This window comes from Arthrobacter sp. BG5 (genome assembly GCF_056680155.1).
The window spans coordinates 911,752-930,694 of record NZ_CM155268.1; the positions used below are offsets into that span (position 1 = coordinate 911,752).

The following is an 18,943-nucleotide window of genomic DNA, read 5'->3' on the forward strand; positions in this document are numbered from 1 at the left end:
CGGGATCCGGCCCGGTCACGGTCGGATCCCGCATGCTCCCCCGGTACGGCTACGGCCGCAACGGCTGGTAGGCAACCAGCTCGGGCAGTTTGGGCAGGGGCGAGGGCAGATGCTTTAGCGGGTGGCGGATCCAGTGCCAGGGCGAGAGTCCCGCCTCGGTCGCATGCGCCCCTTCGGGGATTTCTTTCAGGCCCAGGACCGTTTGGGCCTTAGTCAGCGGGCCGCTGGCCCAGTACTCCAGAAATGGGACCGCTGTGTGGGATTCCCACCCGAGCAGGCGCGAGAGCTCCTCTGGCGTGCGCATGTCCCCGCGCCCCAGTTCCGCTTCGGCGATTGCCGTCAGTTCGTGCTGTGGTGTGGACTCAACATAGAACTCCGGCCATAGCTCGCGCATCACCAGGCCGGGATCGGCGGCGGCGTTGTTTCCCAGGCGGAAATCAGGCCCATAGATGGCCACTTCGGCTCCACTCACCGCGGCGTACATTATCGAGGTCGACAACCGGTTCGAGACCACGCGCTTAGCCACCGACATCATCCACAGGATCCGGCCGATGAACTGCGGGTCGCGGCGGTCTCCGGCACTGACCACGTCGTGCCCGGCGGACCGCCATGCGTTGAGGATTTCGTCATTGTGGAGGTCGTCGATGTGGAGGCACACCGTTGCCGGGCCCTCCTTCTCGCGGACCAGTTGTGCGTATGCACCGTGGTCCCCGTCCACCTTGAGCAGCGCTGTACCGTGCAGCGGCAGCACCAGGGTGCGGTCGGTGCGTTCCGGAACGGCCCCGGTGGCGCGGGCTGCGTCCAGCAGGTAGAGGTACGGGGACCCGACGGCGTCCAGCATGGGCGTACCGTCGCTGAAGAAGTTACCGGCGTCCTCCGGGCTCCAGCCGCGGGACGTGCTGGTCCAGGACAACCGCCGGCGGGAAGGTCCCCAACTGGCGAAGTCGCCGAACTGGGCCGTTACCGGGCTGCTGACGGTCCAGCCGTGCTGGATGAGGCCGGACACGTGGCGGAGCCGGCGCGATCCGCAATACAGGGCAAAGACGGCCGAGTGGCCGTAGTAGTGGTTCTGGATGTCCATGGGACTGAGCGGCACCTTAAATTGTCGGTCGGGATCACCACCGCCGCTCCCGGCGGCGGGCTTGGATGGTCAGGGCCGGACGGCGTGCGTGACCAGCTTGCGCAGGCCCGGCCACATTCCCTTCGAGACCACCTTCGGCGTCAGGGACACGGCGTTCAGCCGGGACGTCAGGTGCCAGCGCGCGGCCCGGGCTGCCGAGGTCCAGCCCTTGGCGGTGAAATCCCGGACGCACTCGTCAAAGAAGGCGCGCTCTTCGGCGAAGCGCCGGCCGTCCAGCGCCCGGACCGAGGAGTCGGACTCCCGGTGGCGGCGGTACTGGAAGCAGACCGTGTCCACGACGGCCATCTTGCCGCCGCTGAGGGTGATGTCGATGGCCAGCGCGAGGTCCTGGACGACGTCGTACTGGGGACGGAAGTCGTGCTTCTTGATGGCGTCGGCGCGCCAGGCGACCGAGGGGAAGTACAGCCAGTCGCCCACCATGAGGCTTTCTGCGATAGCTTCGCCGGCGACGATCGCTTCCGATGCCTTGCCGACCAGTTTGTGGCGGAGGAACTGCTTCACGGAGTCACCCAGCGGCTGGTACACGGCGCCGTTCTCGTCGATGACCTCGACGCCGGGCTGGACAATGCTGACTTCAGGGTCCTGGAAGGCCTTGCGGACCGTGCTGAGGTAGTTTGGCAGCATCAGGTCATCGGCGCCCATGATGACCACGATGTCATGCTCAACCAGGCCCACGCACTTCTTGTAGTTGCCGTTGGCGCCGAGGTTGGCCTCGTTCCGGTAGTACCGGACCCGGTCGTCGGCGGCCACAAGCCCGGCAAAGTATTCCGGCAGGGTGTCGTCGGGATAGCCATCGTCCACAATCGTGAAGCGGAAATCCTTGTCGTCCTGTGCGAGTACGGAGGAAACAGCAGCCTTCATCATGGCTACGTCCCCGTAGTACGGGAACATTACGTCAATTGTCACTATTTTCTTCTCTCGGTTGGCGGCACGGCGGAAGCCGTCTCGGCCTCGCCTGCCGTCGGCTGGATTGGTGTGGATTCCCGTTGGAGCCGTTCCACGGAGGATCGCAGGATGGCGACTTCTTCCGCAAGAATGCGGGTCTCATCCTCAAGGATGGTGAGTTCGCGGGAAACGTGCAGGCTGACGCCCACGAGCAGCAGGATCGCGAGGGCGAACAGCAGGTTGGAGGGGACGACGACGCCGACAAGTGCCGCGGCCCAGTTGAGGAGCCTGGGGAAAATACCCAGGATGATGGTCAGCGTGCCGATGACCAGCCACAGGATGGCGTACTTCTCCCGCAACCGGCCGTTGCGCAGCATTATGAGGACTACGGCCACCATCACGATGGACAAAATCAAGGAACCTGCAACGTTCATGCCTTAGGCACTTCCCTCTCCGGCAATGTCGCCGGACAGCGGCGCATGTAGTTCGGCCGCGCGCGGAGTCCGGCGCCGGGCCAGCGCGAAACACAGGACCAGGCCCGAGCGCGCAAGATAGATGGATGCTTTGATGGGCCCCTGGCTGGGCGTACCGGCCTGCCGTTCTTTCATTTCGACGGGCACTTGGGTCACCCGGCAGCCGGACTTGACCGCCACGACCAGCGAATCGATGGTGTCCCCCAGGTATTCGGCCGGGAAATGTGAAATGTACTGCCGCAGTGCGGTTTCGTTCGCGGCGCGGAACCCCGAGGTGACGTCCGTCAGTTGGGTTCCGGCAACCGCCGAGATGACCTTGGCGAGGAAGAACATGGCCCAGCGGCGGGGGCCCTTGGCTCCGTAGTTTCCCTTGCCGGCGAAACGGGCGCCGATCGAGATGTCGGCGTGCTCCAGGCCGGCCAGGACACGGTCGATGTCATGCGGATCGTGCTGGCCGTCCGCGTCCACCTGGATGACGGAGGTGTAGCCGTTGCGGAGGGCGTACTTGAATCCTGCCCGCATCGCCCCTCCGACGCCCAGGTTAAAAGGTAGGCGGAGGACCGTGGCACCCGCTTCCCGGGCAATCCTCGGGGTGTCGTCCTTCGAGCCGTCATCGACGACGAGGACATCGTGCTGGGGGACTACAGCCAGGACTTTCCGGATGGTGTTGCCGATGGCCTCGGCCTCGTTCCAAGCCGGCATGACAATTAAAACGCCGGAACGCTGTGAGTTACCCATGGTTTGAAAGTATAGCAACGTGCCACTGCCGCCCCTTTCCCGTCCCGGGTCGCCCCAAGGTGCCGTCGCGCGGCGGATTGGCGCCCTTCGGCGGATTCGTGACGCAGTCCGCTTGCTTGTAGGGTTGGCTCTGAAACTTAGGAGACTGGATCGATGACTTGGTGGGAAACGCTTCCTACACTGGTGTTAACTGCGCTGGTTTACTTCCTTCCCGGTTTGATGATCCTGGCAGCTGCCGGTCTTCGCCGGTTGAACCTGGTGGCCCTGGCCGCCCCCGTATCGGCGTCCGTTTCAGGCATGACGGCCATCATCCTGCCGTATTTGAAGCTCCCTTTTAACCCGGTGAGCTACTTTGCCGTCAGCGTGCTCGCGGCGGCTACCGTGGCAGTGTTTAGGTTGCTTCGCCGCCGGCGCCGGTCGGCGGCCGGATCTGAGGCAGCCGGGACCCGGTTCACCGGCTTCCTGGGGGCAAACTTCCCGCTCTCTCCCGCGGAGACGGGCCTCTGGCTGGCCCGCCTGGCCGTTCCCGGCGCTGTCCTCATCCCCGCCGCGATCATCGGCCTTCGCTACATCGCCGGGTTCGGGTCCCCCGACAGCTTCTCCGAAACGTTCGACAATATCTACCACCTCAACGCGGTCCGTTACATCGCGGATACCCAGAACGGCTCGACGCTGACCCTGGGCAACCTGACAGCCGCCTCCAAGGGCCTCTATCCGGCGGCGATGCATGACTCCATGGCACTGGTTCTCATGCTTGGCGCCCCCTCCGTCATGGCGGCGGTGAACGTCGGAACCATCGTCACCGGCGCGCTCGTCTGGCCGCTGGCGTGCATATTCATGATCAGCCGTATTGTCGGCTACCGGCCGATGCCCCTGCTCGCGGCCGGGATCCTGTCTGCAGGCTTCAGCGGCTTCCCTTATCTCATGGTCGGCTTCGGTGTCCTCTACCCGAATCATGCGGCCATCTCATTGCTCCCCGCCGTGCTGGGGCTGGCTATCGAAGCCCTCGGAATGTCGCGCACGCCCCCGGGCTCGCCGCTGGCACCGGTTCTGGCCCTTGCCGCCACCGTTCCAGGCCTTGCGCTCTCCCATCCAAGCACGCTGGTGGCTTTGCTCGGCTTCGCAGCGCCCGTAGTCGTCGGCCGCCTCATCCGCTCCTGGGCCGCGGCGCGGGACGGCTCGGGCTCCCGCCGCACACTGCGCCTTTGGCTGGCGTTCACGGGCGCCTACCTGCTGGGCACCATTGCCGTCTGGATCGTGGCGCGGCCGAGCCTCAGCTCCGCCGGCTGGACGCCGTTTCAGACGAATGCCAAAGCCATCGGAGAAATCCTGGCGAGCGCTCCCATGGGGGCCACTACCGCCTGGGTGATGCTGGTCCTGACAATCGTCGGGCTGTACGTTCTGGCGCGTCAGCTGCGCAACTACTGGTGGGTCGCCGGCATGTACGCCGTCGGAGCAGTGCTCTATCTGGTGGTGTCGAGCTGGAGTAACGGGTCATTCCGTAACTTCCTCACCGGCGTCTGGTACACGGACAGCTTCCGGCTCGCGGCGCTGCTGCCGGTCGTCACGCTTCCCGTCGTCGTCCTGGGGGCGGAGTGGATCATCTGGCGTGTTCGCTCACTGACCGGCGCCCTGATCATCATGGCCAAGGAGCGGCCGACTTCCCTCCCCCGTGCCGCAGCCGGCGTGATCGGGCGCCTGCCGGCATCCTCAGGAATCGCCATGGGCTGCGTTGTGCTTCTCGCTTTGGGCCTCGGCGCGCAGGGTGGCACCCTCTCCGGGGTGCAGAACCGGATCAGCACCATCTTCACGACGACGCCGACGGCTTCCCTGCTGTCCACCGACGAGGTGTCGCTGCTCAAGCAGGTAGCTGCCATTGTTCCCGCAGACGAGATGGTGGTCGGCAATCCGCGGACCGGCGCCTCCCTTGTCTATGCGTTCTCCGGCCGCCGCACCGTGGCGCCGCACATTTTCGGGATCCGGACCCCGCAGGAACAACTTCTGCTCGACCACTGGGACGAAGCGGCCTACAACTCGGCAGTCTGCCCCGCCGTCAAGTCGCTCAAGGCCTATTGGGCACTCGACTTCGGCAACACCGAGATCACCCCTCGGGCCGAACCCCTCGTAGGGGTCCGTGACCTGGCGAACAACACGGCGCCCGGCGTGAAGCTGGTCAAGGCCGAAGGAAGTGCCCGGCTCTTCCGGGTCACTGCCTGTGGCTAGGGTCAACCCAAGAAAATCAGGCGGGGACATCGTCCCCGCCTGATTTGCGCTCTCTTACCTACTTCTTAGCCGCCTTGCGCTGCCGTTCGACATAGGCCGACTTCGCCAGCTCGGGAACAATGTTCCGGCCTGCCCAGGCGACGCCCAGCGCGGATCCGGACCGCAGGGCCTGGTCCTCGCTCCCCGCGGCGTAGAACAGTGTGGACTGCTTGGCTGTCGACAGCGCGGGGATCCTGCCGCCCACACGCAGACTGGCGAAGTCGTCCAGGGTCACAGAAACCACAAGGATATCCGCGGCGAGTTCATCCGCGCGTTCGTGCGGCCACACGTAGGACACGGGAGAATTTTGCCCGCCGGACGCGCGGGCTTCTTTCGCTACCCGGGCCAGTACAGGTGCCGGAACAAGCTTGAAATCCCTCAGCACGCCCAGCGGCACGGAGTCCTCCGGGTAGATCTGGATATCGGCGCCGTCAGCGGAGGAGACTGCCGCAAAGAGCACCTCGGTGCCTTCGAAACCGGGGTAATCGCGGACGGCGTCGGTGACAGCGGTCTCGGTTTCCGCCTGAAGCGTTGCCGCGGCGTCGCTGCGGCCGAGGACCTTCCCGAGCGTCGCCGTGGCCTGGCGCCAGCCTTGGCCCGCTGACTCCGGCAACACAACCGGCGCGATCTCCGACAGCTTCTCGTAGTCCGCGCGGCTGAGACTGGCCCCAACAGCCAGAATGACATCCGGATCAAGATTGCGGATGTCGTCAAACGGCAGCGCGACCTTGTCATTCAGGAGGAAGGGCGCCGGGGCGTCGTTAATATCCCGCATCGCGGCCGTGAACCATGGCGTGGAGGCGGAGCCGGAAATCCCCACCGGGGCCAGACCCAGAGCCGCGCAGGTGTCGGCGTCGGCGCTGCTCAACGCCACGACGCGCTTGGGCGGCGCCTCAACGGTCGTCGTACCGTAGCTGCCGGTGAGGCTCAGGGGGAACGCGCTGGTTGAGACCCCGACGGCGTCCCCGCCCTTGGTGGAACTGCACGCGGGCAGCGCCAGGGGCAGGGCAACAATAGCGGCGAGGAATCCGCGCCGGCCGATCGCGTTGCCCGTCGTTGGTCCATTCGGCGGCGTCATGGCCATATTTGAATCCTCAGTATTTCGGTGGTGAACAAGGGTGCGGGCCCGCTGGACAGCTTCGAGTGTATCGCGGGCAAAAAGACCGGTTCGTTTAGCCGCATGCGGTCAATTTCAGGAGTTTGGCTTCGCCGTGCTGGTCGAGAACGCTGGCCACTCCGGCCTTCTCAAGGTCTGCCAAGCCGGGCGCGGGGTGGTGCTCGTTATTGACTTCCTGCGTCCCGAAATCCAAGACATAGCCAATGCCGAGCCGTGACACCGCCGGGCAGACTTCCGGGTCCGTCTTGGCGTTTCGCAGCCGGGCCAGGATGGTCTTGTCGTCAGGGCTTTCATTGGTGGTCAGGATGTGGAGTTGCATGGTGCGCCGGCCGGCCAAGGCATAAGCGAGGGCGCTGCCGTTGCCCGGATTCGAGGCGATGACCGCATCCGCTGGAACGAATTGGTCCAGTTCCGACAATACGGCGGTTTCATCCGAGCTGAGCAGCGGCGAATTCGCCGTCAGCGCATAGCTGCCGCGGGCCAGCGAGACCATGTCTGGAACGCTGCCCAATTGGGTGAGGACCACCAGCACCACGGCCCCGGCTGCCGACACGGTCGCTTTCATGGGCTTGCGGGACAGCAGCGGAGTCCTCGACGGACCGCCGTCACCGTCGCCGTCGCCGGCTGCCCTAGCGCCAGCCGCGCCCGCGCCCACCGCGGCCGCGCCCGCCGCGGCAAGCCGGGACCGGAGCCACGTCCAGGCGGCGGTTGCCCCAACGGCGGCCGGCACGATCACTGCCACCGGCAGCAGGGCGGCCAGCCGGTAGCTGTCGCTATACCAGGTACCGGAAAGCAGGTAGCGCAGCCGCCCGGCGGGGAAGCTGGAGACTGCCACAAAGAGCAGCGCCGCGATCAGCAGGACACCGATCAGCCACCAGGTGCGCCGCCTGCGGACCGCCAGGACGACGCCGGCCACGGCTAGCAGTGAGATCACGACGGCGGGCGAGGTGCCCAACGGCGCATTGCCCGCCACTTGCAGCAGCGCCCGCGGGATGGACTGCACCGGCGGCCAGAAGGCTGCCGCAAAGGATGGCCGGGCGAGGATCCAGAGCGCCAGGGCCGCCGCCGCGCCGACGACAAGGACCGCGGTCCAGGCGGCAGCCCTGGCCTTGTTCGCGGCCCAGTCCCGGCGCCAGTTCACTACCGAGGCGATGTAGACGAACAGGACGGCAGGAGAGAGGAAGGCCAGGAAGGCCAGGAAGGTGCTGGGATGCGCCTGGGCTACGCCAGCCGAGGCGAGCACCAGCAGCACCAGGGGTAGCGGTCCCCGAAGCTCCGGAACCGCCGAAAGCCCCAAGGCCTGGACGCCGAGTGCCAGCAAGGCGGGCAGCAGGGAGATCGAGAGCAGGTTCGGATAGAGGACACCGAAGTGGATCATCAGCAGGGGAAACGCACCGAACCCGGCGGACAGGATTCCCGCAATGACGGCACCATCCCTCCGCTGGCCCAGTGCCTGCTGGCAGAGGTAGACGCAACCCAGGGGCCACGCGATGGCGGCTATGACGATGTTGCCGGCATTGACCGCAACGGGGACAGAAGCCATGGAGGTCTGGGCGACCAGCGAGATGAACGCATGCCAGCCCGCCGGATAGAACGACCCGCCGGTCATGGAACCGAGGGTCAGCGACGACGCCTGGCCGGTGTCCTCGATGAAGCGGATGGCATTCAAATGGAAGATGTTGTCGAACGTCTGCGAGATGTGCTCCGGTGCCCCGATGACATCCACCATCCGCACGCAAACGATGACGCCGCCGAGGGCCGCCCCGCCCAGGGCCCACCAGAACCGCGGATCGATCCGCCGCTCCGTTTGAAGCCCGCGCCATCTTTCCGGCAGCACGTGCCGGAGAGCCAGTGCCGCGAGGACAGCGACGGCGGTCAGGCCGGCCACCGGCAACAGCGACCACGGGATCTTCAGGAACGGGGCCAGCAGACCCGTAACGGACACCAGCGAGATCGAGAGCACGGGTGACAGTGCGGCAACAGCAAATGCCCTGAGTCCGAGGGCACGGCCGAGGAGGAGCCCTGGCAGGATCAACACCAGGCTGGCCGTCAGTACCGCGGGCAGGCTCGCAAACCAGGACATCTGTGGCTACTCCTCAGAGAGATGGGGCGGCGGACGGCGCCACTAGGACGTTGCAGCCGAACGGCGGCGCAGTTCCGACACGACATCCGCCACCGGCCCGTCCAGCACCACGTTGCCGTGCTCCAGGAGCACTCCCCGTTCACAGACGGTAGACACCAGGTCAAGGTCATGGCTGACGACAAAGAGTGTCTTGCCCGCCTCGGCCAGTTCCTTGATCTTCGCGATGCATTTTCTCTGGAACGGTTCGTCGCCCACCGCCAGGATCTCGTCAATGAGGAAGATTTCCGGGTCCGTGTGCACGGCAATCGAAAAAGCAAGGCGCAGGTACATTCCCGAGGAGTAGAACTTCACCTCTGTGTCGATGAACTCGCCAATCTCGGCAAACTCCACGATCGAGTCGAACATCTCGTTGATCTGCTTCTCGGACATGCCAAGGATGGCACCGTTGAGATAGACATTGTCCCGGCCGCTGAGATCGTGGTGGAAGCCGGCACCAACCTCGATCAGGCCGGCGACTCTCCCCCGCGTGCGCACCGTGCCGGCGTCCGGCTGGAGGACCCCGGAGATGAGCTTGAGCAGCGTCGATTTGCCCGAGCCGTTGAGGCCGAGCAGCGCCACCGTCTCACCCTGGTGGACGTCAAGGGAAACGTCCTTCAGGGCGTCAAAGACCTTGTACATGTCACCCTTGCGTCCACGGACAAACCAGACCAGCGCTTCCTTGAGGGATCGGGTGTGCCGCAGCACGAACTTCTTGCGCACGTCCCTGCACGTAATAGCCAGCAACTTTTCCTGCATGACTTCTCACAGCTCCTGGGCAAAGCGGACGGAAAGCTTACGGAAGACCAGTTGGCCAATAAACAGGATCACCAGGGACACACCCAGGGCTACGGGCGCCCAGACTGTGGCGAGTCCGTGCATGACAGGGGCGGCCGCCAACTGCCCGGAATTGAGCGTCGGGTACCAGAAGCCCCAGTGGAAGATCTCCACCGCAACGGTCATCGGGTTCAGCTGGTACAGGAAGAAGTACGGGCCGAGCGCACGCTCCACCATGGTCCAGACGTAGAGCACCGGCGACGCCCACGTCACGATCATAAGGATCATGTCGACAATGTTCTCGGAATCCCGGAAGTACACGTTGGCGGCCCCGAAGAGAAGTCCCAAACCGGTGGCAAGCACACCGACGATGATGAAAGCGAGGACGACGGCGGCCAGCTGCAGGATGCTGGGAGACCAGCCGGCCATCAGGCAGGCACCAATCAGCACCACCGTCTGCGGAAGGAAGTGGATCGCCGACACCAGGAGGGTCGAGACCGGAAACAATTCCCGCGGGAGGTAGATCTTCCGGATCAGGTCCCTGTTCTCGACAATGGAACGCGTCGAATTACCGAGCACCTCGACGAAAAAATTCACCAGAATGATGCCGGAGAAAAGATAAATCGCATAGTTCGGAGTGCTGCCCTGAAGGTTCAGGAAGATGCCCAGCGCCACGAAGTAGACCAGGAACTGCATCAGCGGTTTCACATAGGACCACAGCAGTCCAAGGACAGAGCCCCGGTAGCGGACCTTGATTTCCTTGCGCACCAGTAGTTTCAGCAGGAACCACTGGCGAAAAACGTCCCGCAGCCCCCCGCCTTCGCCGGGGATGGACAGTGGTGAAACCCCTGCGCCTCCCCCGGATTCAGTGGCGGTCATTTCTCCGCTTCTCCACTCTCGTAGTCCGTGATCGCGACCGCCCGGAAGGTGTCCCGCCAGGCGTCCTGGCCGGTGAATTCGGGGAGCGCGTCCTTGTACCGGCGGGCGTTGTTGTCCCATTCGGCCATCAGCTTCATATGCAGCCGGACGGTGCGGAGCAGCATGCGGCCGAACTGCTTCCGGTCACGCTTGTACCAGGAAGCGCCGCTGCCGTCCGAGGACGAAACGAGGGCCGAGTCAAGGCTTGCCAGCCTCCACCAGCGGGCCTCGACCGCAGGAACCGCCACCTCGGGATTGGCCATTGCGTCCCCGCGGACCGGACGCAACTGGCGCAGCAATCCGGTTGCGGCACGCACGAGAGATTCCGCAACGTAATTCGGTTCGTGGTCTGCGTCCACTTCGCCGGAACGAAGCACCCGCGGGAAAGAGTGAAGGTCTGCGGTGATGCGCGCGTCCGTAAAGCCGGCGCGCGTCTTCCGCACCCACTCCAGCCTGTCCGCAATCGTGGCATGCAGGTGATCGGGTCCGTCCAGCACGTCCTCAAGGGCCTTGAGCCGGACTTCAACGGCGGAGTACTGCATCGAGATGAGGTGCCGGACGTCCACTGCGATGCTTTCGAACGGCATCCGGCCGCCCTTCTTCCGCGGCGAGTGGCTCAGTGCCGCCACCCACCGGTTGCGCTGGTGATAGTAGGCCTGCCAGTCGATGGTGTCGTCTTTTTCGCTCCACGGCATGTGCCACACAGCGGCGCCCGGCAGGGTCACCGTGGTGATGCCATGTTCCTTGGCGCGGATTCCGTATTCGGCGTCGTCCCACTTGATGAAGACGGGGAGGGCGTAGCCGACCTCGCGGACGATTGAGGTGGGGATCATGCACATCCACCAGCCGTTGTAGTCAACGTCGATCCGGCGGTGCATCCACGGCGTGGTGCGTAGGTTGCTGGCGCCAAAGTCGTGCGCCTCTTTGGTGTTCACGGCGGGGCGCCAGAAATAGCGCGCGTCGTCCACCTGCTCACCATAGGTGTGCAGGACGGAGCGCTCGTACAGGTTGAACATGTGCCCGCCCACGATCGTGGGAGTCCGCGTGAAATCGGCAAAGTTGACCGCGCGCAGGATGCCTTCGGTTTCGATGCTGACATCGTCGTCGAGCAGCATGACGTACTTGCTGCGTCCATCCTTCAGGGTCTCGTCCATGCCGCGCGAGAAGCCTCCGGACCCGCCGATGTTGCCCTGCTCGACGACCCTGAGCCGGTCGCCGAGGACAGCCGCTTGCGCCTCGAATTGCGGCTGCGCCCGGACCTTGTCCGTCCCCTGGTCCACCAGGATGAAGCGGTCCAGGATCTTGACGACGTCGGCGTCCCCGGCCAGCGTGCCAATGTGGCGCAGCGCGTAGTCGGGCCGGTTGAAGGTAGTGACAGCGATGGAGAGAGTGCCCGGCACGAATCCTTCGGGCTCACGGACCGACCAGCCGGCATTCTTGAGAGTCACCGGGGTCCCGTGGGCCACCAGGTCGAACCAGTACCAGCCGCCGTCGACGAACGACCTCAGCGGCAGGTCGAAGGTGACCTCGCCGCCCTGCGTCGCGTGGGTGCTCTCCACCCGGTTCGCCGTGCCGCGCGGGCTGGAGCGGTAGACGATGACTGTTGCCTCGGCGTCGACGTCTACCGACAACCGCACCGTCTCCACGGCGGTGTGGTTCCGCCAGTAGCTGGCAGGGAAGGCGTTGAAGTAGGTTCCCAGCGAAACCCTTCGAAACTCGGGCAGCGTCATGCTGTTCCGGCCCGTAATGAAGCCGGAGTGCTGGGGCGAGGTGGCCGGGACGGTCGCGGGCGCCGATATGCGGCCCCGCCGAAGTGCGCGCTTGGAAAGCTGCACCACCCGCTGAACCGGGTTGAAATCGACGTACAGCGGAAGAACGTCCGTATCACCGTCAACGGGCAGCACGACGCGGTGAACAGTGCGCCAGGGCCGCTGCTCGTCAGCAAGGTTTGATGCGTCCACGCCTAAGCTCACGCGTCCACCCCTCCGCTTTCAATCTTGGCGCCGCCCTCGAAATGCGGGCGGATCTTGTTCTCGAACATGGTCAGAGCGGAGCCGATGGCCATGTGCATGTCCAGGTACTTGTAGGTGCCCAGTCGCCCGCCGAACAGCACGTCCTGCTCGGCGGCCGCCAGGTCGCGGTACTTGAGCAGCCGTTCGCGGTCCGCGGCGGTGTTGATCGGGTAATAGGGCTCGTCGCCCTTTTCCGCCGCACGGGAGAACTCGCGCATGATGACGGTCTTTTCCGTCTGGTAGTCGCGCTCGGGGTGGAAGTGGCGCGGTTCGATGATGCGGGTGTAGGCGACGTCGGCGTCGTTGTAGTTGACCACCGACGTTCCCTGGAAGTCCCCGACGTCGAGCACTTCCTCCTCGAAGTCGATGGTGCGCCAGGAGAGGTCGCCCTCGGCGTAGTCGAAGTAGCGGTCCACGGGTCCGGTGTAGACGACGGGGATGTTGCCGACGACCTTGTCCTTGCTGTACTCGTGCGACTCGTCGAAGAAGTCGGTGTTGAGCCGGACTTCGATGTTCGGGTGCTCGGCCATCTTCTCGATCCACGCGGTGTAGCCGTTGGTCGGCAGGCCCTCGTACTTGTCGTTGAAGTAGCGGTTGTCGTAGTTGTAGCGCACCGGGAGTCGGGAGATGATGCCGGCGGGCAGGTCCTTGGGATCCGTCTGCCACTGCTTGCCGGTGTAGTGCTTGATGAACGCCTCGTAGAGCGGCCGGCCGATGAGCTGGATGCCTTTGTCGTTGAGGTTCTGCGGGTCGGTGCCCGCCAGTTCTCCGGCCTGTTCCTTGATCAGGTCCTGGGCCTGGCCCGGGGTCAGGTTCGCGCGGAAGAACTGGTTGATGGTGGCCAGGTTGATGGGCAGGGAGTAGACCTCGCCCTTGTGGACGCCGTAGACCTTGTGCACGTAGTTCGTGAACGTCGTGAAGCGGTTGACGTACTCCCACACGCGGTCGTTTGAGGTGTGGAAAAGGTGGGCGCCGTACCGGTGGACTTCGATCCCGGTCTGCTCCTCCTTTTCGCTGTAGGCATTGCCCCCGATGTGGTGGCGGCGGTCGATGACGACGACCTTCAAGCCCAGCTCGGTGGCGGCCTGTTCTGCGATTGTCAGGCCGAAAAAGCCCGACCCTACGATGACGAGGTCAGCGGTCACAAAATCTCCTGGTTCGAATGCGGGCAGCGCAACGGTGTGCATCGTCTGCTGCTCTAGACTACCGAGCGTTATGCCGGAGCCACGAATCGCGGCGCCCCCGGGCGCTGCGCCGGCGTCGGCACCCGGCCCCGTGCTATCACCGGGCCGTCCGCTGCGGCGGCGGCAGTTTTCCACCTCCGGGCGTTATCCACATGGCTGGATTGTGTTGCCACCGGCGCCGGGCCGGTCCCTAGCCTGTTTTGAGTACACGTCTGAGCAGAAGGGAGTTTCCCGGTGTTGCTGCACTGCACCCTGGTCCGCGGGCCGGGCGCCGCACCAGGACTACCGGCTGACCCGGTTGAGCTGTCCGTGGAGCTGCCGCGCGGCTGCCCGGGAACCGAACTCGAGGCAGCGGTGGCCCGGCAATACGGCACCACCGGCCTGACGGTGGCCGGCGTGCCGCTGGGCACCCTGGCCGCCGGGGACGCCCCGCTGGTCGGCGGCGCGGTCATGGTCGACGGCGCCGCCGCCGGCCCGGCGTCCGACGGCGGAGCCGCCCTTCTGCTGGCCGTGCTCAGCGGACCCGGGGCCGGGACGCTGCTGCCGCTGCGCCGCGGAAGCTACCGCGTGGGCCGGGGCGGAACAGACCTGGTCCTCCCCGACCCGGAGCTGTCCCGCGCACACGCGCTGCTGCAGGTGGCCGATTCGGGGGTCACCCTGGTCGATCTGGGCAGCGCGAACGGCACCACAGTCGACGGCAAACCGGTCACCAGCGTGCGGGTTTCCAGCGACTCCGTCATCGGCTGCGGCCAGTCGACCCTGGGCCTGGTGTTCCGCGGCGGCCGCGCGGCCCGGCCAAGCCCGGCGGGGCCCGGCTGGTCCGATGCCGGGCGTGACACCTCGGAGCCGCTGCGGATCCTGAATCCTGGTTCCGCCGGCAACCGCGCGGCCCTGGTGCTGACCGCTGTGGTCCCGCTGGCCGTGGGCGTTGCGCTGGCCGTGGGCACAGGGCTGTGGATGTTCCTGGCGTTCTCGGCCCTGTCCGCGGTGTCGGTCGCGGTACCGGCGCTGTCCGGCCGGAGGCGGCGGCGCGAGCTGAAGGCCGCCATCGCCGCTGCCGTCGACGAAGACCGCGGCCGGCGCCGGCGGGCCGCCCCCTCCGCCGCGGAGCTCGCCATCAACGCCAGCGCCCCGGACTCCGGCGGGGCCCGGGACGGGCCCGACGGCGGCCCCGTCTGGCTGCGGCTTGGCCTGGCCCGGGAAACCGCGAGAATCAGCCTGGTTCCGCACGACCCCGAATTCCAGGCCCCTGCCGTGGGAACGGTTCCGGTGTGCCTGGATCCCGCGGCGCCGGCCGGTTTCCGCGGCCCGGAAGATGCCCTCGCCGGGCTGGTCCGTTTCCTGGTCATGCAGCTGGCGAGCTTCCCCCGGGCGCGCCGGACGCGGATCCTGTTGCACGGTCCCGTCCGGTCACTGCCGCTCGCGGCCCGCTTTCTGTCGCAGGTGTCCCTGTCCGCCGGCGGGTCACTGACCGCAGCGGACCTTGCCGCCGGCCCCGGCCCGGGCTGGGACCGGGGCGTGCTCATCGTGCTGTCCGGCACGGACCATGCCGCGGCGCTCTGCGCTGCGGCGGCCGGCTGCGGCTGGCAGGTGCTTGATTGTGCCGCCGCCTCTCACCCCGGTCCTGGCCAGACGGTCGTGCTGGGCGGGTCCGGGGCCGTGCTCACCACCGGCACCGCCAGGACAGTCTTCACCCCCGACCTTGTGCCGGCGGAGGTGTTTGACCGGTTCTGCCGAAGCGCGGGCGGAGGGGAGCCCGCGCCAGAGGCAGGCTCGGGGCGCGTCCCGGACGAGTGCCGGCTAGGCGAGCTCCTGCCGCTCTCGGCCGGAGAGATCGAGCGGCACTGGTCCGCGGCCGGCGGCCGGTCACGGCGGGGACTGCCTGTTCCGGTCGGCCGGACGGCAGCGGGGCCGTTGCACCTGGACCTGGAGTCGGACGGGCCGCACCTGCTGGTGGCCGGGACCACCGGATCCGGAAAGTCCGAGTTCCTGCGCACCCTCGTGGCCGGGCTGGCGGCCAGCTTCCCGCCTGACCTGGTCAACCTGCTTTTCGTGGACTTCAAAGGCGGCTCCGGGCTCGGACTGCTGACCGGCCTGCCGCACTGCGTCGGCATGCTGACCGACCTGGCCAGCCACGAGGTGGAGCGCAGCCTGGCGTCGCTGCGCGCGGAAGTCCGGTACCGGGAGGAGCTGCTGGCCGCGGCCGGCGTCTCCGACCTGGCCTCCTACCCGGCACAAACCTCCGGGGTGCCGGCGCTGCCCCGGCTGGTCCTGGTGATCGACGAGTTCAGGATGCTGGTCGAGGAGGCGCCCGCCGCATTGCGGGAGCTCATGCGGATCGCGGCAATCGGGCGGTCCCTGGGGATCCACCTCGTCATGGCCACGCAGCGCGCCCAGGGGGCACTCTCAGCGGACATCCGGGCCAACGTCACCAGCAGCGTCGTGCTGCGGGTCCAGTCGGAGCTGGAGTCCGCCGACGTCATGGATTCCCGGCTTGCCGCGGCCATACCGCTGGGCAGCCCGGGGCGCGCCTACCTGTTGCGCGGCAGCGCGGCACCGGAGGAATTCCAGACCGCTGTCCTGGCAGCCGCGCCGCCAGCCGCCGGCCAGGCGGTGACGGTCACGACGGCCGCGGCCCGGCTGGACCGGGAGCCTGCATCCCGCGGAAACGCGACGGGGCCTCGCGTCCCGGCCACCCCCGCCCAGGCTGCTGCTCCGCTGGTCCAGCTGACGTCAGGGCTGTGGGCCGGGCATGGCGGCGGGCTCCCCCGGCGACCTGTTGCCCCGCCGCTGCCCGTGCGGTTGCCGTTTCCCCGGGGTGGCACCGGACCGGCCGCCACTGCGGCCGGTCCCGGCGTACTGCTGGGGATGGTGGACGTGCCGGAACAGCAGCAACTCCGCGAACTCCGCTGGCACGCGGGCAGGCACGGCCACCTTGCCCTCATCGGCGAGGCCCGCGGCGGCACGTCCGCCGGGCCCGCCGCGGCCTGCCAGCTGGCCGTGGAACAGCTGCTGGGTGATGACGTCGAATCCCATCTGTACATCCTCGACGCCGACGGCTCGCTGCGCCCCACGGCGGACTCGCCCCGGGTCGGTGCGTGGGCTGGCGCCGATGAGCTGCGACGCGCCGTCCGGGTGCTGGAGCGGCTGGCCGGGGAAGTCCGGAGCCGGCTGGCCGCTCCCGGAGCGGCACCTGCCCCGCCGCTGGTCCTCGTGCTCAACCACTGGGGGTCGTGGGTCTCCGCGTTCCGGTCCGGTCCCCTGGCGTGGGCTGAGGACCTCGTGAACGACATCATCCGGGACGGCCCAGGGGCGGGCGTGACCGCCATCGTCTCCGGCGGGCGCGAACTCGTGACGGCACGGTTTTTTGCGGCGCTTCCCAACCGCATCTTCTTTCCGGCCGGATCGACGGAGGAAAGCCGGCACGGCTGGCCGCGGTTGCCGGAGATTCCGGTCCTGCCCGGCAGGGTGGCCGCAACCGGTGCCTTCGCCGGGGCCACCGCGCACGCGGCGCAGCTGTGCGAGCCGCCGGAGGCAGGGATCCGGACGTACGCCCGCGGGGGCCTGACCGTTCGGCCGTTCCGGGTTGAGCCGCTTCCCGCGGTAGTGACCGTTTCCGAGGTCCGGGCCCGGATCGGGCAGGAGCTCCCGGCGCCGCCGGCCGGCCCCGGGTGGCTCTGGGTCGGGCTGGGCGGGGATGAACCCGGCCCGGCCGGCCTCCCGCTGCCGCCGGGCAACGTCCTGGCCGTGCTTGGCGGACCCGGAGCGGGCAAAACCTCCCTGCTTCGGGCGCTGCCCGGCCTCAATCCTGCCGTCGAGTGGCTGCGGCCCGGGCCCGGAGCCCGGCCGGAGGACTACTGGTCTGCCGTCCTGGCGCGGGCGCGGGCCGGGCAGCTCGACCGCGGCGCCATCGCGCTGGCCGATGACCTGGACCTCGCCGGCATGGACACCAACATGCAGCTGGTGGAGCTCAACGGCCTGGGCTGGACTGTGGTGCTGACCGCAGGCTACCGGCCGATGCTCCAGCAGCGGGTGCCACTGGCGCTCCAGGTCCGTGGCCAGGGCTGCGGGATCATGATCGCCCCCCGCGCCGCGGCCGATGCGGATCTTTTTGGCATCCGGTTCGAGCCGGAGCACAGCCCGCCGCCCGGGCGGGCCGTCGCTGTGGTCAACGGCCGGCCCGCGGCCGTGCAGTTGGCGATCGAGGTCACGCCGGCGCAACGCAGTCTCGAGAACCCGGAGTCGCTAGAGGGCGCGGCTTGAGCCGCCCGGCCGGGATGCGAAGGCAATGACCCGCTTGTCGAACAGCAGCACGATCGCCAGGGCAGCAGGCAGCAGCATGGCAAGCCCGGCCGCGGGGTAACCGCCGGTCAACGTCGGGAAGCCGATGGTGAGCATAAACAGCTGGGCCACCAGCGCGCCGGCCCTGGGCCAGCGGTAGCCGCGGAAGAGGAAGTAGCCCACGGCGAAAAGCCACGCAGAGAACGCCAGCAGGAGCCCCAGGGTGAAGACCGCGCCCCAGAAGGATAGGACGGGGGCTCCGGTCAGCAGCTGGAAACCATACCAACCGGCGGCCACCAGCAGCGCCGTCGCCTCCAGCGCCGTGATGACGGCAATGACGGTGATTCCGGCAGGCCTCGCCACGGGAGCGGGCCCCGGTGCGCCGGGAACTGGACCGCCGGGCTGCGGCTCAGCGGGCTGGGCGGGGTTTACTGGGGGTCTTGACACATTGGCACCCTACCGGACATAGTCGAGCAGATGTGGGGGTACCGCCAGCCAATGTGATGCATCGCTCACGATTTGGCGGCATTTGTACGGCAAATACCCCTTGTTTACACAGCGTTAACATGACACGCTTAATCCAGATGACCGAGGGGGCCCACAGGGCCCCTTTCTTATGAAGCCTCTAGTGAATAATTTCACAAGAGGCATTTAACGAATTCCCAGGAATGGAGTTACTGATCAGCATGGATTGGCGTAACCGCGCAGCGTGCCTTGACAAGGACCCGGAGCTGTTTTTCCCCGTCGGAAACACCGGCCCCGCCCTCCTGCAGATCGAGGAAGCTAAGAGCGTCTGCCGGCGCTGCCCCGTTGTGGACACCTGCCTGCAGTGGGCCCTCGAATCCGGCCAGGACGCGGGCGTCTGGGGCGGCATGAGCGAAGACGAACGCCGCGCCCTAAAGCGCCGCGCGGCCCGCGCCCGCCGCGCCTCCTGATCCCCCGCCTTCGGGCGAGACACCAGCAATGGCTCCGGACCACTTGGTCCGGGGCCATTGTTTTTGCCCGTGCCTTTGGCGCTCGCTTTGCCTCTGCCTTG

At 67.0% G+C, this 18,943-nt stretch carries 14 protein-coding genes; 3 read left to right on the forward strand and 11 right to left on the reverse strand.

What is annotated here, in order from left to right:
- Positions 1-49 precede the first annotated feature (49 nt).
- The 4 genes from AC1MBE_RS04135 to AC1MBE_RS04150 all read right to left on the reverse strand — a co-directional run bounded on the left by AC1MBE_RS04135 (position 50) and on the right by AC1MBE_RS04150 (position 3,201).
- Positions 50-1,081, reverse strand: a complete 1,032-nt coding sequence (locus AC1MBE_RS04135; protein WP_479781040.1) for a hypothetical protein — start codon at positions 1,079-1,081, stop codon at positions 50-52.
- 69 nt (positions 1,082-1,150) lie between these two features.
- Positions 1,151-2,047: a glycosyltransferase family 2 protein gene (locus AC1MBE_RS04140; RefSeq protein WP_479781041.1), complete on the reverse strand. Its 897-nt coding sequence runs from the start codon at positions 2,045-2,047 to the stop codon at positions 1,151-1,153.
- Positions 2,047-2,460 carry a DUF2304 domain-containing protein gene (locus tag AC1MBE_RS04145; RefSeq protein WP_479781042.1) on the reverse strand — a complete coding sequence of 138 codons (414 nt, stop codon included), beginning with the start codon at positions 2,458-2,460 and terminating at the stop codon, positions 2,047-2,049. Before AC1MBE_RS04145 ends, AC1MBE_RS04140 begins: the two co-directional genes overlap by 1 nt.
- Positions 2,461-2,463: 3 nt before the next feature.
- Positions 2,464-3,201 carry a glycosyltransferase family 2 protein gene (locus tag AC1MBE_RS04150; protein ID WP_479781043.1) on the reverse strand — a complete coding sequence of 246 codons (738 nt, stop codon included), beginning with the start codon at positions 3,199-3,201 and terminating at the stop codon, positions 2,464-2,466.
- 189 nt (positions 3,202-3,390) lie between these two features.
- Between AC1MBE_RS04150 and AC1MBE_RS04155 the strand changes: the two genes are divergently transcribed.
- Positions 3,391-5,460 carry a DUF6541 family protein gene (locus AC1MBE_RS04155; protein ID WP_479781044.1) on the forward strand — a complete coding sequence of 690 codons (2,070 nt, stop codon included), beginning with the start codon at positions 3,391-3,393 and terminating at the stop codon, positions 5,458-5,460.
- Between the two features lie 58 nt (positions 5,461-5,518).
- Here AC1MBE_RS04155 and AC1MBE_RS04160 read toward each other — a convergent pair whose 3' ends face one another.
- The 6 genes from AC1MBE_RS04160 to glf form a co-directional block, all read right to left on the reverse strand.
- Positions 5,519-6,577: an ABC transporter substrate-binding protein gene (locus AC1MBE_RS04160; protein WP_479781045.1), complete on the reverse strand. Its 1,059-nt coding sequence runs from the start codon at positions 6,575-6,577 to the stop codon at positions 5,519-5,521.
- A 94-nt stretch (positions 6,578-6,671) separates the two neighbouring features.
- Positions 6,672-8,699, reverse strand: a complete 2,028-nt coding sequence (locus AC1MBE_RS04165; RefSeq protein ID WP_479781046.1) for a DUF6541 family protein — start codon at positions 8,697-8,699, stop codon at positions 6,672-6,674.
- Positions 8,700-8,741: 42 nt separating this feature from the next.
- Positions 8,742-9,494: an ABC transporter ATP-binding protein gene (locus AC1MBE_RS04170; protein WP_479781047.1), complete on the reverse strand. Its 753-nt coding sequence runs from the start codon at positions 9,492-9,494 to the stop codon at positions 8,742-8,744.
- A gap of 6 nt (positions 9,495-9,500) precedes the next feature.
- On the reverse strand, positions 9,501-10,391 hold the full coding sequence (locus tag AC1MBE_RS04175; protein WP_479781048.1) for an ABC transporter permease: 891 nt from the start codon (positions 10,389-10,391) through the stop codon (positions 9,501-9,503).
- Positions 10,388-12,391 (reverse strand): glycosyltransferase, encoded by a 2,004-nt coding sequence (locus tag AC1MBE_RS04180; protein ID WP_479781049.1) that lies wholly within the window; start codon positions 12,389-12,391, stop codon positions 10,388-10,390. Before AC1MBE_RS04180 ends, AC1MBE_RS04175 begins: the two co-directional genes overlap by 4 nt.
- An 8-nt stretch (positions 12,392-12,399) precedes the next feature.
- Positions 12,400-13,587, reverse strand: a complete 1,188-nt coding sequence (gene glf / locus AC1MBE_RS04185; RefSeq protein WP_479781050.1) for a UDP-galactopyranose mutase — start codon at positions 13,585-13,587, stop codon at positions 12,400-12,402.
- 273 nt (positions 13,588-13,860) lie between these two features.
- Between glf and AC1MBE_RS04190 the strand changes: the two genes are divergently transcribed.
- Entirely contained in the window at positions 13,861-17,889 is a 4,029-nt protein-coding gene (locus tag AC1MBE_RS04190; protein WP_479781051.1) for an FtsK/SpoIIIE domain-containing protein, read from the forward strand.
- Here AC1MBE_RS04190 and AC1MBE_RS04195 read toward each other — a convergent pair.
- Positions 17,872-18,354, reverse strand: a complete 483-nt coding sequence (locus tag AC1MBE_RS04195; protein ID WP_479781052.1) for a hypothetical protein — start codon at positions 18,352-18,354, stop codon at positions 17,872-17,874. The two genes, AC1MBE_RS04190 and AC1MBE_RS04195, sit on opposite strands and share 18 nt — an antisense overlap.
- Before the next feature lie 239 nt (positions 18,355-18,593).
- Here AC1MBE_RS04195 and AC1MBE_RS04200 point away from each other — a divergent pair, with 239 nt between their 5' ends.
- Entirely contained in the window at positions 18,594-18,842 is a 249-nt protein-coding gene (locus tag AC1MBE_RS04200) for a WhiB family transcriptional regulator (protein WP_003804966.1), read from the forward strand.
- Positions 18,843-18,943 lie beyond the last annotated feature (101 nt).